This window comes from Streptomyces sp. NBC_00078 (genome assembly GCF_026343335.1).
Classification (GTDB): Bacteria; Actinomycetota; Actinomycetes; order Streptomycetales; family Streptomycetaceae; genus Streptomyces.
This window is the reverse complement of record NZ_JAPELX010000001.1, coordinates 4030131-4043497: the sequence shown is the minus strand read 5'-3', so window position 1 is coordinate 4043497 and position 13367 is coordinate 4030131. Positions and strand designations below refer to the sequence as shown.

Sequence of the window (13367 nt, the reverse complement as noted above, 5' to 3'; positions counted from 1 at the left end):
CGGAGCCCCGAGCTCCCAGGGTCATCCCCTTCGGACCGTTTTCCCCGAGCGGTCCGCCCCTCGCTGAAGATCTCCCCTCGGCGGCGGCGATCATTCCTTGAGCGAGGTCACTCGTACGAGGGGTGTTGCCCGCAGATACAGAGTTTTCGAATGGCCATTCGATAGTCTGGGTGACGTTTCACGCGGGATGTGCGCTTCAGGAGGGGACGCGTACCAGCACAGACAGCTGCACGGCACGGCACGGCAGGACACGGTTCACAGGACCGGTCGGAGTGAGCGGTCCGAGCGGAGCTAGGGGGGTGCCAGGACCATGGCGCGACGCATCGATGTGACCGGGGCGGGTGGCGTACGCCTCGCGGCCTGGGAGTTCGGCGACCCGCCCAAGACCGATCCGACGACCGGCGCGACCGGCGAGCCCGCTCCCGGCGTGCTGCTCCTGCACGGACTGATGGGACGCGCCTCGCACTGGGCGTCCACCGCCCGCTGGCTCTCCGAGCGGCACCGCGCCGTCGCACTGGACCAGCGCGGCCACGGCCAGAGCGCCAAGCCGCCGCAGGCATCGTTCACGCGTGAGGCCTACGTCGAGGACGCCGAGGCCGCTCTGCAGCAGCTCGGTCTCACCCCGGCCGTCCTCATCGGTCACGCCATGGGCGCACTGACCGCCTGGCAGCTCGCGGCCAAGCGCCCCGATCTGGTCCGCGGGGTGATCATCTGCGACATGCGGGCGTCCGCACTGGGTGCGGCCTCGCAGCGGGAGTGGGCGGAGTGGTTCCCGGCCTGGCCCGCCCCCTTCGCCACGCTCGCCGACGTACGGAAGTGGTTCGGTGAGGACGATCCCTGGGTGGAGCGGCCGAACCCGTCACGCGGGGAGTTCTACGCCGAGGTGATGCACGAGTCCGCCGACGGCTGGCGGCCCGTGTTCGATCCCGGCCAGATGCTCAAGTCCCGCGAGACGTGGGTGTACGAGGCGCACTGGGAGGAGCTGGCGCAGGTGCGGTGTCCCGCGCTGGTCGTGCGCGGGCTCGACGGTGAGCTGGGGCGCGCCGAGGCGCAGGAGATGGTCCGGGTGCTGCCTCTCGGGGAGTACGCGGAGGTTGCCGATGCCGGCCACCTCGTGCACTACGACCAGCCGGAGGGGTGGCGGGCGGCGATCGAACCGTTCGTCGACGCGGTGCTTGTGTGAACGCCGGGCGCCCGGGAGCGCGGGGGGTTCTGTTCTGTCGCGGGTGCGGGGCGGGCCGTGGCTGATCGCACCCACGCGGCCGAGCAGCATATTGATACAGCCCCGCGGATACGGCCCCGCGCCCCTTCAGGGCGTCGCACGGGCCGCCCGCCGGAGGTGCCTGGTCAGCCCTTGCTCACCGCCGTCAGGATTTCCGGCAGACGGGCCGCTGTGCGCGGGGCCGCCAGGTGGAGGCCCGCCAGGGTGATGCCGGCGCCGTAGGCCGCGCCGGCCGGGAGGAGCAGCCAGCCCCACTCGTCGCCGTTCTCCGCCACGTTCACCCAGATCGTCGCCACGATGACGGGAGCGGACAGCAGGGCCGCCGAGACCATGCCGCCGAAGATCGAGATCCAGGCCAGACCGGTCTGCCCGGGAGCCACGTTCTTGAAGCCCTCCTGCGGGATGGAGTACGGGAACCGGGCGGACGTCCACGCGCCGGTCGCCAGCATCGCTCCGAGCAGGGCGAAGGACAGCCCGAGCACCTCGGGCAGGCGGGGCCAGTCGCCGAGCATCGCGGCCGTCAGGACGGCGACGAGGGTCGCGTACGGCAGGGTGATCAGCAGCAGGGCCAGGGCCCGGCCGCGCAGCTCGACGTAGGCGTCGCGCGGGGAGGAGATGGTCGTGGCGACCATCCAGAACGCGGACGTGTCCTGGCCGAACTGGTTGTACATCTGGATGCCGAGCATCCCGGCGGCGAAGCAGGCGAAGTAGATCGAGCCGGTGCCCTGCAGCGCGTTGAACACCGGCAGGATCAGGCCGATGGCGAGCGAGGTCACCCACGCGGCCTTGGTCTTGGGGTCGCGCCAGATGTAGCGCAGGCTGCGCTCCATGACCGTGCCGGTGCGGCCGGCGGGCAGCAGACGGGCGAGGCCCCCGGAGGTCCGTTCGCGGGCGACGGGTTCGGCGGCCTGGAGCGTGGAGCCGTCGGGCGAGGTCATCAGCCGGGTCAGATGACGTGACCACACGGCGAGCAGCAGCACCAACGCGCCCATGGTCAGCGCGAGTTGAAGTGCGGCGACACCGTACGACCCCTCGCTCACCGACTCCACCGCGCCGATCGCCGCCGCGGGCGGCACCCACTTCAGCACGTCGGCCACCGGGTCCAGCTGCGTGAGCCCGGACGAACCCAGGTGCTGCGCCCCGAAGTTGACCAGCTGCGCCCCGATCGCGATGACCAGACCGCTCAGCACTGCGAGGTCACGGCCCTTGCGGCTGGTCAGCAGCCGGAGGTTGGCGGCGGCCACGGCGCGCGCGAGGGCCACGCACACCAGCAGCGCGAGGGCGACCGCGACGACACCGACGGCGTACGCCGCACCGCCGTGCGCGACCGAGACCACCGAACCGGCCAGCAGGAGCAGCGTGAACAGCGGTCCGATGCCCACCAGCGAGGCCGCGAGCAGCGCCCGCACCAGCGGACGGGGCCGCAGCGGCAGCATCACGAGGCGTGTCGGGTCGAGCGTCTCGTCGCCGCCCGGGAAGAACAGCGGCATCACCGCCCAGCCCAGCGCCAGCACGGCCACCAGCAGCACGACCACGGACAGCGCGTGCTCGTTCCCGTGCAGTGCGACCAGCCCGAGCAGCTGCAGCGCCCCGAAGAGCACGACGAGGACGGCCGAGACGACGTAGGCGGCCCGCCGTCCGCCGGACTGCTTGAGTCCGTTGCGCAGCAGCGACAGCTTCAGGCGTACGACGACGGGAGTGATGTTCGCGTGGTCCGTCATCGTGCGCCGCCGCCCAGCCAGTCCAGGCTCGACCCCGTGTCGCGGCCACCCGCGCCGACGAGTTCGAGGAAGGCGTGCTGCAGCGAGGGCGAGTCCCCGCGCACCTCGGCGAGCGTGCCGTGGGCGCGGATGCGGCCGGCGGCCATCACGGCCACCCAGTCGCACAGCGACTCGACGAGTTCCATGACGTGGGACGAGAAGACGACGGTCGCGCCCGAGGCGGTGTACCGCTCCAGCACGCCGCGAATGGTCTGGGCGGACACCGGGTCGACCCCCTCGAACGGCTCGTCGAGGAAGAGCACTTCGGGATTGTGGAGGAGCGCCGCGGCGAGCCCGATCTTCTTGCGCATGCCGGTCGAGTAGTCGACGACGAGCTTGTGCTGGGCGCCGGCCAGGTCGAGCACGTCGAGCAGCTGCGTGGCCCGCTTGTCGACCTCACCACCGGGCAGTCCGCGCAACCGCCCGCTGTAGGCGAGCAGTTCGCGCCCCGACAACCGCTCGAAGAGCCTGAGCCCCTCCGGCAGTACCCCGATCCGCGCCTTCACGGCCACCGGATCCCGCCACACGTCGTGCCCGACGACCTCGACACTCCCCTGATCGGGCCGCAGCAACCCGGTGACCATGGAGAGGGTGGTGGTCTTCCCGGCCCCGTTCGGTCCCACGAGCCCGATGAACTTCCCCGCGGGCAACTCCAGATCGATCCCGGCAACAGCGACCTGCTGCCCGAACCGCTTCCAGAGCCCACGGACCCGTACGGCGGCGGCCCCGGCCTCATTTCCCTCTGTCATGCGAGAAACCCTAGGGGGTCGTTCCCCGGAGGGCAGGATCAGCGGTCGCGTCCGCAGGCGTAGGCGAGCGGGGAGAGCAGCTCCTCGACGTCGGGAAGCCACCGGTTGGCATGGGTGGGACGGCAGGCCCACTGAACGGCACCACGCGAGCCGTACCGGGTCGGGGGCGCGGCCACGAACGCCCCCTCGCCGAGCGCGACAAGATCGAGCGACGACAACGACCAGCCCAGCTTCCGCACCAGCTCCGGGATCTTCACCGCCGCACCGGGCAGCACGAAGAAGTGCATCCGGCGATCCGGCGTCAACGTCACGGGTCCGAGCGTCAGCTCCATGCGCTCCATGCGCGCCAGGGCGAGGAACCCCGCCGTCTCCGGCACCTCGATCGCGTCGAACGTGCGCCCCGTCGGCAGCAGGATCGACGCCGTCGGCTGCTTCTGCCACATCCGGCGGGCGACGGTCACACTACCCGTGGCCTGCGTCGCCCAGTCCTCCCGCGCCGGATGCGCGCCGGGCGCGGCGCACCCGGCCTCGCCGCAGGAGCAGTGCTGCACCCCGTCGACGGCTTCCAGCCAGGTGCCGGGGAAGACGTCCCAGTGGCGCTCCTCGGCGTAGCGTACGGCGGTCTCCTGCAGCGATTCCCCACGCTGCTTCGGAATCTGAGCGGCTTCGGGGCCGGCGATCGTCTCTTCCACGATGAACTCAACTCCCGCACCCACCGCGGGTTACGGGGGCAGCGCGCGCGGGGGAGGAGCATCGATTCCGCATCCGGGGCGCATGGATGCATGTGCGGGGGCGCGCAGGGGGAACCTCGTCGTGAGCTGGGTAGCCACCTCTGGGGGCGGCATCAGCCTTTACCCCTGCAATCCGCGTAAGCCTCGCATTTTACGTGTCTCGGCGGGGCATTGATCTTCACGGCCGGATCTTTTCGCTTCAGGGGTTGGTCCCAGGGGGTACGCCATGGCCGCAAGGCCTCTCGTCGCACGACAGCCGAACGAACGGTTGCAGTCGCTCATCCAGGAGGCGGGTTGCTCGAACGCCGGGCTCGCCCGCCGGGTCAACATGTGCGGCGCCGAGCACGGCCTCGACCTGCGCTACGACAAGACGTCCGTGGCCCGCTGGCTGCGCGGACAGCAGCCGCGCGGGCGCGCTCCGGCGATCATCGCGGAGGCGCTGGGCCGCAAACTGGGCCGTACGGTCACGATCGACGAGATCGGCATGGCCAACGGCAAGAACCTCGCCTCGGGCGTCGGGCTCCAGTTCTCGCCGACCGTACTGGGAGCCATCGAGCAGGTCTGCGAGCTGTGGCGCAGTGATGTGGGGCGCCGGGACTTCCTGTCCGGCTCGTCCGTCGCCGCCTCCGCGCTCGTCGAGCCGAGCCGGGACTGGCTGATCTCCTCGCCCGACTCGCAGGTCTCGCGCGCGGCGGGCCCGCGGGTGGGGCAGTCCGACGTGGCGGCCGTGCGGGCGATGACGCAGGCGCTGGTGGATCTGGACCATCAGTACGGCAGCGGGCATGTGCGCCCGGTCGTCGTGCACTACCTCAACAGCGTGGTCTCGGGGCTGCTGGCGGGGTCGTACCGGGAGGCCGTGGGGCGTGATCTGTTCGCGGCGGTGGCCCGACTGACCGAACTCGCCGGGTACATGGCCATCGACACCGGGCAACCGGGCCTGGCCCAGCGGTACTACATCCAGGCGCTGAGGCTCGCGCAGGCGGCGGGCGACCGTGGCTACGGCGGATACGTACTGGCCGCCTCCATGAGCCATCTCGCCGCCCAGCTGGGAAACCCGCGTGAGATCGCGCAGTTGGCGCGGGCGGCGCAGGAGGGGGCGCGTGGGCGCGTGACTCCGCGCGCGGAGGCGATGTTCCATGCGGCCGAGGCGCGCGGGCATGCGTTGATGGGCGACGCGCGGGCGGCCCAGACGGCGTCCGGGCGGGCGGTCTCGGCGCTGGAAGGGTCCGACTCCGCCTCCGGGGACGACCCGGCGTGGATCGCGCACTTCGACGAGGCGTATCTGGCCGACGAGTTGGCGCACTGCCACCGGGACCTCGGGCAGGCCGAGGCGGCGGCCCGGTGCGCGCGGGAGGCGCTGGCCGCGCTTCCCGGGACGAAGGCGCGCAGGCGGGCCATCGGCTATGTGCTGCTGGCCACGGCGCAGGTGCAGCAGCGCGAGGTCGAACAGGCCTGCAGCACCGGCCTGAAGGCCGTGGAACTCCTCGACTCCCTCCGCTCCAACCGGGGTGCCGAGTACCTGGAGGACTTCCAGCAGCGGCTGGTGCCGTTCCAGGACGAGCCGGTGGTGCGGGAGTTCGGGGCACGCATGGAGTTGCAGGCGGCGGCGTGAGGACGGACGCCCACCGGTGGGTGAATCCGCGGGAAACGGCCGGTTTCCGCGCGGGGTCCGGCAGGAAGGGTGACAAATACAGCGGTCTGTAGACCGGTTTTGTTACTGCGGTCACAGGGAAGGAGTTTGTGCCCTGAGCTGCGTGGCACCCGGCTCCGGGGACCCGGTAGCGTGAGCCGACGATCCCGAAGGTCCCCCATTCGTAGGAGTCCCGGTGACGCAGAGTGGACAGGGCGAGGAGCCCTCGCCGCGCGAAGCGCGCGAAGGCATCGTGCTGCCCTCGGACGGCGGCGAGCCGCTGTTGCCGGGCATGCTGGCCGCACAACAGGGCCCGGTCGGCCCGCAGCCCGGTCAGCACGCCGGGCAGCAGACCGGCCCGTACAGCGGTCACCAGACCGACCCGTACGACGGCCAGACCACGTCGTACGACGGCCAGACCACGTCGTACAACGGCCACACGGCCTCGTACGACGGCCAGACCGCCGCGTACAACGGCCCGCAGGCCCCGGCCGCGGCTCCGCCCGGGGGCCAGGCCTGGGGCACGCCGTGGGGCCCCGACCAGAACCAGATATCGGCCTCGCAGCCGGGCGAGGGCTGGCCCACGCCGCCCGGCCAGTCGTGGGGCACCCCCGACCAGCAGCAGGCGCAGGTCCCCGACCAGCAGCAGGCGCAGGTCCCCGACCAGCAGCAGGCGCACACCGACCAGTGGGGTGCGCCCGCGTCCGGTCCGTCCGGGGCGCTGCCCCCGGAGAGCGCCCAGGGTCCGTCGTACGGCGGGCAGCCCGCGATAGCGCAGCCACCGGCGAACACGTCCTTGCCGCCAGCCCATCCCGGCGGTGGCTACGGCGCTCCCGACGCTCCCGGTGCCTACGGCGGCCCCCTGCCGCCCGTCGCGGACGAGGGCGCCACCCAGTACATCCCTCCGGTGGCCGCAGCGGCGGACGAGGGGGCGACGCAGTACATTCCGCCCGTCGCGCCGGGCGCGCTGCCGCCCGAGGTACGCGGGGGCGAACGGGTCTCCGAGGCCACGCAGTTCCTGGGCCACGCACCGCAGGCCGGCGGCGGGGCGCTGCCGCCCCCCACTTTCGGCTCTGCTCAGGCGGGGGGACACCAGTCCGGGCCCGACGCCGAGGCCACGCAGTACATCGCGCCCGTGCCCGGCCAGTCCGGCGGGGCGCCGTACGGCATGCCGCAGGGCGGGGACCGGCAGCCGCCCGCCGAGTTCGACAACCTGTTCCGCAGCGCGCCGGGCGGTGAGAGTCCCGCCGCCGCCACGCAGCAGATGCCGCGCTTCGAGCAGCAGCCCCCGCAGGCCAACTACGCCCCGCCCCAGTCCGGTTACGCCCAGCCCCAGCCCGCCTACGCCCCGCCGGGCGACGACGGCCGGGGTGGCCGCGGCGGCCCGAAGAAGTCGCGGGTGCCGCTGATCGCCGCCGTCGGTGTCGGCATCGTCGTGCTCGGTGTCGGCGCGGGTGCGCTGCTCGGCGGCGGTGGGGGCGATCACGGCAAGGACAAGAACCAGAACGTCTCCGCCACGGCCCCGGCGACCGACGGTTCCTCCTCGGCCGCCGCCGATCCGGCGAAGCAGCAGGCCGTCGCCCTGGACAAGCTGCTGGCCGACAGCGGCGACAGCCGGGCCTCGGTGATCCGGGCGGTGGCCGATGTGAAGGGGTGCAAGAACCAGACGCAGGCTGCCTCCGACCTGCGCGACGCGGCCAAGCAGCGCACCCAGCTGGTCACCCGGCTGTCCGGCCTGTCCGTCGGCAGGCTCCCGAACCACGACGCGCTGACCGCCTCGCTCACCAAGGCGTGGCAGGCGTCCGCGGCGGCCGACAACCACTACGCGGCCTGGGCCGACCAGGTCGGCGGCAAGAAGGGCTGCAAGAAGGGCCAGGCCCGCGCGACCGGCCAGACCCAGGCGGGCAACCGCTCCAGCGGTGTCGCCAGTGCGGAGAAGGTCAGGGCGGCCCAGCTGTGGAACGCCATCGCGAAGACGTACGGACTGACCCAGCGCCAGCCGACCCAGCTCTGAGGGCCGCGGACGTGGGCCTCAGTTCACGTCCGCTGTCTGCAGTGTCCTCGTCGCGTCCTCGAACCCCTTCCTGGTCGCCGCCACCAGCTGTCCCTGGCGCACCACCTGAAGGGTCACGTCGGCGTTGACCAGGCGGGAGAAGCCGATGGAGGCGAGCGGGCCGTCGGAGGACCACTGCAGCGCCGGTGTGAGGCCGCCGGTGCTGACCTTCAGCCCGTCGTCGAGGGCCCTGCGCACGGTGTCCGAGGTGACGTCGCCGTCGCCCAGCGACGCGACCACTGCCTTGAACACGGTGTAGGCGATCCAGGTCGTCTGCACACCGGCATCCGCGGCGTCGATGCGGTTGTCGCCGAAGGCCTGCTCCTGGATCACCTTCTTCATGGCGTCCCAGCGCGGGTCGCCCGCCACGGGGTACCAGCCGGTGACGTACGACCCCTCGTAGGGCCCCGACCGCCCGCCGGACTCGTTGATGACCGTCTGGTCGACGCTGTCGAGCGTGGCGGCGGTCTTCACGGCGGGGTAGTCCCCGCGGTCGCGCCGGAAGGAGTCCATGAAGGTGTCGGTGCGATCCCCGAGCGCGGGTATCACGCACCCCTTCTTCAGCCGCCTGCCGGTCGTGGCCGCCAGCGCCCTCTGTGACGGAACCGAGTACTCGGTGGTGTCGTCCGCCGCCCGCTGGTCCACGGCGGCCACGTGCCCGCCCGCCTTGAGGCCGGCGTCGAGCATGGCGGGCAGCTCGTCGCCCGCGATGCTGTCGGGCCGTATGAGCGCCACGGGGCCGCAGCTCCCGGCGAGTCCCTTGCCGAGACCGGCCAGCAGGGCGGGCTGGCCGCCGTTGACGGGGTAGGACAGCGGGCTGGTGAACTCGGAGGTGGTGACGCCGTACCCGCCGATATAGGGGATGCCGGCGCTCTCCAGAGTGGGGAGGTAGGAGTCGCCGTACTGGCTGTAGGAGCCGACGACCGCGACGACGTTGTGTTTGACGGCCGAGGTCGCGCACTTGGCGGCGGCCAGGCTGTCGTTGTGGTCGTCGCAGGTCAGGACCTTCAGCTTGCGGCCTTTGATGCCGCCACGGGCGTTGATCCAGCGGGCGTAGGCCTTCGCGAAGGCGGGCATTCCGGGCTTGTTGGTCGCGCTGGTCTGCTCCGGGGCCCAGGTCATGACGGTGATCGAGTCGTCCCCGGAGCCCGCCGTGGTACCGGGGACGACCCCGCAACCGGTGGCGAGAGTCATACACGCGGCCAGAGCCCCCACCGACAGGGCGGTGGCTCTCAGTGGCCGGGTGCGTAGGGGGAGGGAGGTGCTGCGGATGCGTCGCCTGCCGGTCATGGACACACACGCTTCTCTCACGTCGCCAACCCGGGGATGACTCTCGGTTATGGATCGGTGACGTGAAGGTGAATTGCGGGGGCCGGTGGGGCGCCCGGACGGAAGAACGTACGATCGGTGACCGTGCAAGGTTCGGAGAACTCTTCCCGTCGAGGCCGTCGCTCCTCCACCATGGGCGGCATGCCACAGAACGACATGCCGTGGTGGCGCTGGCGCAGCAATGTGCGCTCCGCGCTGCACATGCTCTCCGACCCCGCGTTCCAGCAGAACGTCTGGCTGGCCGGCGTCGACGGGTACGGGGACGTCACCGACGCCGTGTACCGCCTGGTCGAGGACACCTGGCTCGACAACTGGTCCGCCGAGAAGTACGTCGGCACGATCTTCCGGGACTCGCAGGAGGCGGCCCTCGTGGACACCGCCGTGCTGCGGGTGCTGCGGATCATGCACCAGGTCGGGCCCGACGCCCCGGTCTCCGCGTACGTCGAGAACGAGGCCTGGCCGGAGGCGATACGGGCGGCCCGGGACGCGCACGTGCGGATGGCCGCGGCCGACGGGGAGGACCCGGACATCCCGCCGCGCACCCTTGAGGTGCTGCGGATCATGACGCGGTCCGCCTAGCGGACCCCGGCCCGCACGGGGGCCCGCTTATGGGACCCTGTCCTGCATGACCGATCAGTCCACCCGAGCCGCGGCGGCCCTCGCCGATCAGTACGTCCTCACCCTCTCGTGCCCCGACAAGCAGGGCATCGTGCACGCCGTGTCGAGCTACCTCTTCATGACCGGCTGCAACATCGAGGACAGCCAGCAGTTCGGCGACCACGACACGGGTCTGTTCTTCATGCGCGTCCACTTCTCGGCGGAGGCGCCGGTCTCGGTGGACAAGCTGCGGGCGAGCTTCGCCGCGATCGGCGACTCCTTCCACATGGACTGGCAGATCAACCGCGCCGAGGACCGGATGCGGATCGTGCTGCTGGTCAGCAAGTTCGGGCACTGCCTGAACGACCTGCTGTTCCGGGCGCGGATCGGCGCGCTGCCCGTGGAGATCGCGGCGGTGGTGTCCAACCACACGGATTTCGCCGAACTCGTGGGGTCGTACGGCATTCCCTTCCATCATCTTCCGGTGACCAAGGACACGAAGGCCGACGCGGAGGCGCGACTGCTGGAGATCGTCCGCGAGAACGACGTCGAACTGGTCGTGCTGGCCCGCTACATGCAGGTCCTCTCCGACGACCTGTGCAAGCAGCTCAGCGGGCGGATCATCAACATCCACCACTCCTTCCTGCCGAGCTTCAAGGGCGCGAAGCCGTATCACCAGGCGCACGCCAGGGGCGTCAAGCTGATCGGCGCCACGGCCCACTACGTCACCGCGGACCTCGACGAGGGGCCGATCATCGAGCAGGAGGTCGAGCGGGTGGGACACGACGTCACGCCGGACCAGCTGGTCGCGATCGGGCGGGACGTGGAGTGCCAGGCGCTGGCGCGGGCCGTGAAGTGGCATGCCGAGCGCCGGATCCTGCTCAACGGGAGCCGGACGGTTGTGTTCGCCTAGCCGGTGCCCCGACAGGCACCGACGGGGCGAACGTTGCCTGTCGGGGCACCAGCTGACGCTGAACACCGTGCCCGGTTTCACCTTCGCGTACAGCCACTTGGCGTCGGCCGTCCGCAGCCCGATCCAGCCGTGCGTGACATCCCTCTTGCCGGGGGCCTTCTCGTCGTAATTCAGAGCGACGACGTAGTTCGTACGCCCGTCGGCCGTGCGCAGCTCGACGACCTACGGCAGCGTGACGTCGTATGCGTTGCCCAGGCCGAGCGTCGCGCTGTCCATGGTCTTCGTGGGGAACTTTGCGGTCACGGTCATCAGCCCGGTCGGCGTGGGGGGCTGGGCCTTGCCCGACGAGACGGCCAGCTCGCGTCCGGCGATGGTCAGCAGTCGCCGGGAGAGGTCGACCGTGGCGGCGGGCCCGGTCGAGGAGGCGGTTCCCGAAGCCGCAGCCGGAGGCTGATCGGTGCCGCCGCCGAGTCCGGTGGTGAAGCCGAGGACGACGGCCGCCACGACGGCGGCAGCGGCGGTTCAGGCGAGCGCCCCGTGCCGTCGGCGCCTGCGCCAGGCCGCCCTGCGCCGGATCTCGCTGCCGGGGATTCGCGGAGGCGTCCGGTGGGCGTCGGCGACCTCCCGCAGCGCGGTGGTGAGGTCGTGGCCATCGGACACGGCCGTCCTCCTTCTCCCCCAAGTGCCCGGCGAGCGCCGCCCGGCCGCGCGCCAGCCGGGCCTTGACCGTCCCGGTGGGGGCGCCGGTTTCGGAGGCTACCTGCTCCACGCTCAGGTCGCACAGGTGGTGCAGCACGACCGCGATCCGCTGGACCTCGGGCAGCTGTCGCAACGCCTCGACCAGCGCGGCGTGTTCCGGGCCCCGCCTGCGACACCCTCCACGACCGCGACCACAACGCCGCGATCAACGTCAAGACGGCCGCCGGACTGGCGGTCACAGCCTGCGGAGCGCCGGTAGGACCAGGACTCGTCCCGGCGCAGCGCGAAGAAACAGGAAGCCGCGGATTCCCGCCCGAAACCTGTGCCGCGTAGCGGCACAGCAACGGACGAGAAGGCCAGAATCCTCGGGCTTCAGCCCGAGGAGCTAGTCAAATGCGGCTCAGGCTGGCCGCGGCGAACAGCACATCCCTGATCGCCTCCCGGTCACCGACCTGCCCCGCCGCCGCCTCCTGCGGAGACACATGACCCGCTGCGAGGCGGCAGAACTCCACGCCGTCCAGGGCGATATGGGCGACCTCGTGCTCGGCGGAGCCCACCGCGCCGGGGGAGTCGAGGGGGATCAGCCACTCGCCGCCGCCGGAGCCCTCGATCTCCAGGCGCAGGCTGCGGCCGGGTCCGCCGGCGGAGACGAGGCGGCGTCCGTGGGTGGGCGAGGCGAGGCCGGTCTGGCGGCGCTGAGCCAGCGCGGTGGGCAGGACCCGGGCCGCGAGGTCGATCATGCGGTGCAGATGACGGCCGGAGGGCGGCTCGTACGGGTAGTCGACCGCCTCGGCGATGTCCTCCGCGTGCACCCAGCACTCGAAGGCCCGGTCCAGCATCGCGTCGTGCAGTGGCAGCTCGAACTCGCCGTACGACACCGCCAGCCGCGCCGAGCCCGAGCTGCCGCCCGCGAAGGACACCGTGCGCACGAGGTCGTGGGTCTGGTCGCGCCAGGGCGCCCGCACGGAACGGGTCGGCGGGAAGTGCGAGGTGCGCCAGTACGCCTCGGTGCGGGCCCCCGGGGTGGGGCCCTCGGCGGCGAGGTCGCCCAGCGGGTCGTCCAGGCCGAGGGCGACCGCGACCAGCCCGTCGACGGTGAGCAGGTGGGCGATGACCCCGGCGACGGTCGTACGACGGCTCGTCGGGCCCTCGCCGTCGAACCAGCGCAGCCGTACGGGCGCATGCCACTCGGCGTCCCCGATGTCCTGCAGCAGCGCGTCGAGGCGCGCTGTCTCGGCGTCGTACGGAGCCGCCCACTCGGGCACCGGGATGCGCGGCGGGCGCCGGTCGAGGCAGCCGTCCAGGACCCGGGTGCGCAGGGCCGGGTCCAGGTCGAGGCTCTCCGGAGGGTGCAGCAGGCCGACCGCCTCGCGCAGCCGCAGGGCCTCGTCGGCGCAGCTGCCGCAGTCGCCCAGGTGCTCCTCGACGGCCGCCGTCTCGTCCGGCGAGCAGGCGGCCAGCGCCCACGCGCCCAGGAGTGACTTCAGCACGGGATGCTCCAGGACCAGCGGGGCAGGCTGCGGCGTCGGGTCTCCCAGGGCCGCCGGCGCCGGCAGCAGCCGCCCGCCGTCCTCGACGGAGGCACGGGGCATGGGTATGCGCGGCGGCTGGTCGGGGTCCCGGCCGCGGCCGTCGCCCTTCACGGGACCGTCCGGCGGACCGTGTTTCTCCTGCTGCCCGTCCC

Annotated in this window: 12 protein-coding genes and 2 pseudogenes; 5 read left to right on the top strand and 9 right to left on the bottom strand. The window is 72.0% G+C overall.

Annotated elements, in window-relative coordinates; translation table 11 throughout:
• Positions 1 to 310: 310 nt before the first annotated feature.
• Entirely contained in the window at positions 311 to 1183 is an 873-nt protein-coding gene (locus OOK07_RS18805) for an alpha/beta fold hydrolase (protein WP_266797545.1), read from the top strand.
• Between the two features lie 164 nt (positions 1184 to 1347).
• On the opposite strand, the gene OOK07_RS18800 is transcribed toward OOK07_RS18805, so the two are convergent.
• Genes OOK07_RS18800 through OOK07_RS18790 form a run of 3 tightly spaced genes read right to left on the bottom strand, consistent with a single transcriptional unit; the run spans position 1348 to position 4423 of the window.
• Positions 1348 to 2943: a transporter gene (locus OOK07_RS18800; protein WP_266797544.1), complete on the bottom strand. Its 1596-nt coding sequence runs from the start codon at positions 2941 to 2943 to the stop codon at positions 1348 to 1350.
• Positions 2940 to 3731 (bottom strand): ABC transporter ATP-binding protein, encoded by a 792-nt coding sequence (locus OOK07_RS18795; protein ID WP_266681782.1) that lies wholly within the window; start codon positions 3729 to 3731, stop codon positions 2940 to 2942. Before OOK07_RS18795 ends, OOK07_RS18800 begins: the two co-directional genes overlap by 4 nt.
• A gap of 38 nt (positions 3732 to 3769) precedes the next feature.
• Complete coding sequence (locus OOK07_RS18790) at positions 3770 to 4423, bottom strand: bifunctional DNA primase/polymerase (protein WP_266797542.1); 654 nt, start codon at positions 4421 to 4423, stop codon at positions 3770 to 3772.
• 265 nt (positions 4424 to 4688) lie between these two features.
• Here OOK07_RS18790 and OOK07_RS18785 point away from each other — a divergent pair, with 265 nt between their 5' ends.
• Both OOK07_RS18785 and OOK07_RS18780 read left to right on the top strand, forming a co-directional pair.
• Positions 4689 to 6074: an NsdA family TPR-like regulatory protein gene (locus tag OOK07_RS18785; RefSeq protein WP_266797540.1), complete on the top strand. Its 1386-nt coding sequence runs from the start codon at positions 4689 to 4691 to the stop codon at positions 6072 to 6074.
• Between the two features lie 214 nt (positions 6075 to 6288).
• Positions 6289 to 8106, top strand: a complete 1818-nt coding sequence (locus tag OOK07_RS18780; protein ID WP_266797538.1) for a hypothetical protein — start codon at positions 6289 to 6291, stop codon at positions 8104 to 8106.
• Positions 8107 to 8124: 18 nt separating this feature from the next.
• Here the strand turns inward: OOK07_RS18780 and OOK07_RS18775 are convergent, their stop codons facing one another.
• Positions 8125 to 9435, bottom strand: coding sequence for an ABC transporter substrate-binding protein (locus tag OOK07_RS18775; RefSeq protein WP_266797536.1), 1311 nt, complete (start codon positions 9433 to 9435; stop codon positions 8125 to 8127).
• Between the two features lie 117 nt (positions 9436 to 9552).
• Here OOK07_RS18775 and OOK07_RS18770 point away from each other — a divergent pair, with 117 nt between their 5' ends.
• Together OOK07_RS18770 and purU are read left to right on the top strand one after the other, a co-directional pair.
• On the top strand, positions 9553 to 10053 hold the full coding sequence (locus OOK07_RS18770) for an SCO4402 family protein (RefSeq protein ID WP_266681772.1): 501 nt from the start codon (positions 9553 to 9555) through the stop codon (positions 10051 to 10053).
• Positions 10054 to 10099: 46 nt separating this feature from the next.
• A complete protein-coding gene (gene purU / locus OOK07_RS18765; RefSeq protein WP_266681770.1) occupies positions 10100 to 10984 on the top strand; it encodes a formyltetrahydrofolate deformylase in 885 nt (294 codons plus the stop codon).
• 75 nt (positions 10985 to 11059) lie between these two features.
• Here purU and OOK07_RS43450 read toward each other — a convergent pair.
• The 5 genes and pseudogenes from OOK07_RS43450 to OOK07_RS18740 all read right to left on the bottom strand — a co-directional run.
• Positions 11060 to 11158: pseudogene (locus OOK07_RS43450) on the bottom strand (L,D-transpeptidase); the annotation flags it as partial.
• A 48-nt stretch (positions 11159 to 11206) separates the two neighbouring features.
• The gene (locus tag OOK07_RS18760) at positions 11207 to 11488 is read right to left on the bottom strand and encodes a L,D-transpeptidase (RefSeq protein WP_266681768.1); all 282 of its coding nucleotides are present in this window, start codon (positions 11486 to 11488) and stop codon (positions 11207 to 11209) included.
• An 18-nt stretch (positions 11489 to 11506) separates the two neighbouring features.
• Positions 11507 to 11644, bottom strand: coding sequence for a hypothetical protein (locus tag OOK07_RS18755; protein WP_266797533.1), 138 nt, complete (start codon positions 11642 to 11644; stop codon positions 11507 to 11509).
• Positions 11637 to 11846 (bottom strand): annotated as a pseudogene (locus OOK07_RS18750) (sigma factor-like helix-turn-helix DNA-binding protein); the annotation flags it as partial. The pseudogene OOK07_RS18750 and the gene OOK07_RS18755, both read right to left, overlap by 8 nt.
• A 226-nt stretch (positions 11847 to 12072) precedes the next feature.
• Entirely contained in the window at positions 12073 to 13326 is a 1254-nt protein-coding gene (locus OOK07_RS18740) for a zf-HC2 domain-containing protein (protein ID WP_406313331.1), read from the bottom strand.
• Positions 13327 to 13367 lie beyond the last annotated feature (41 nt).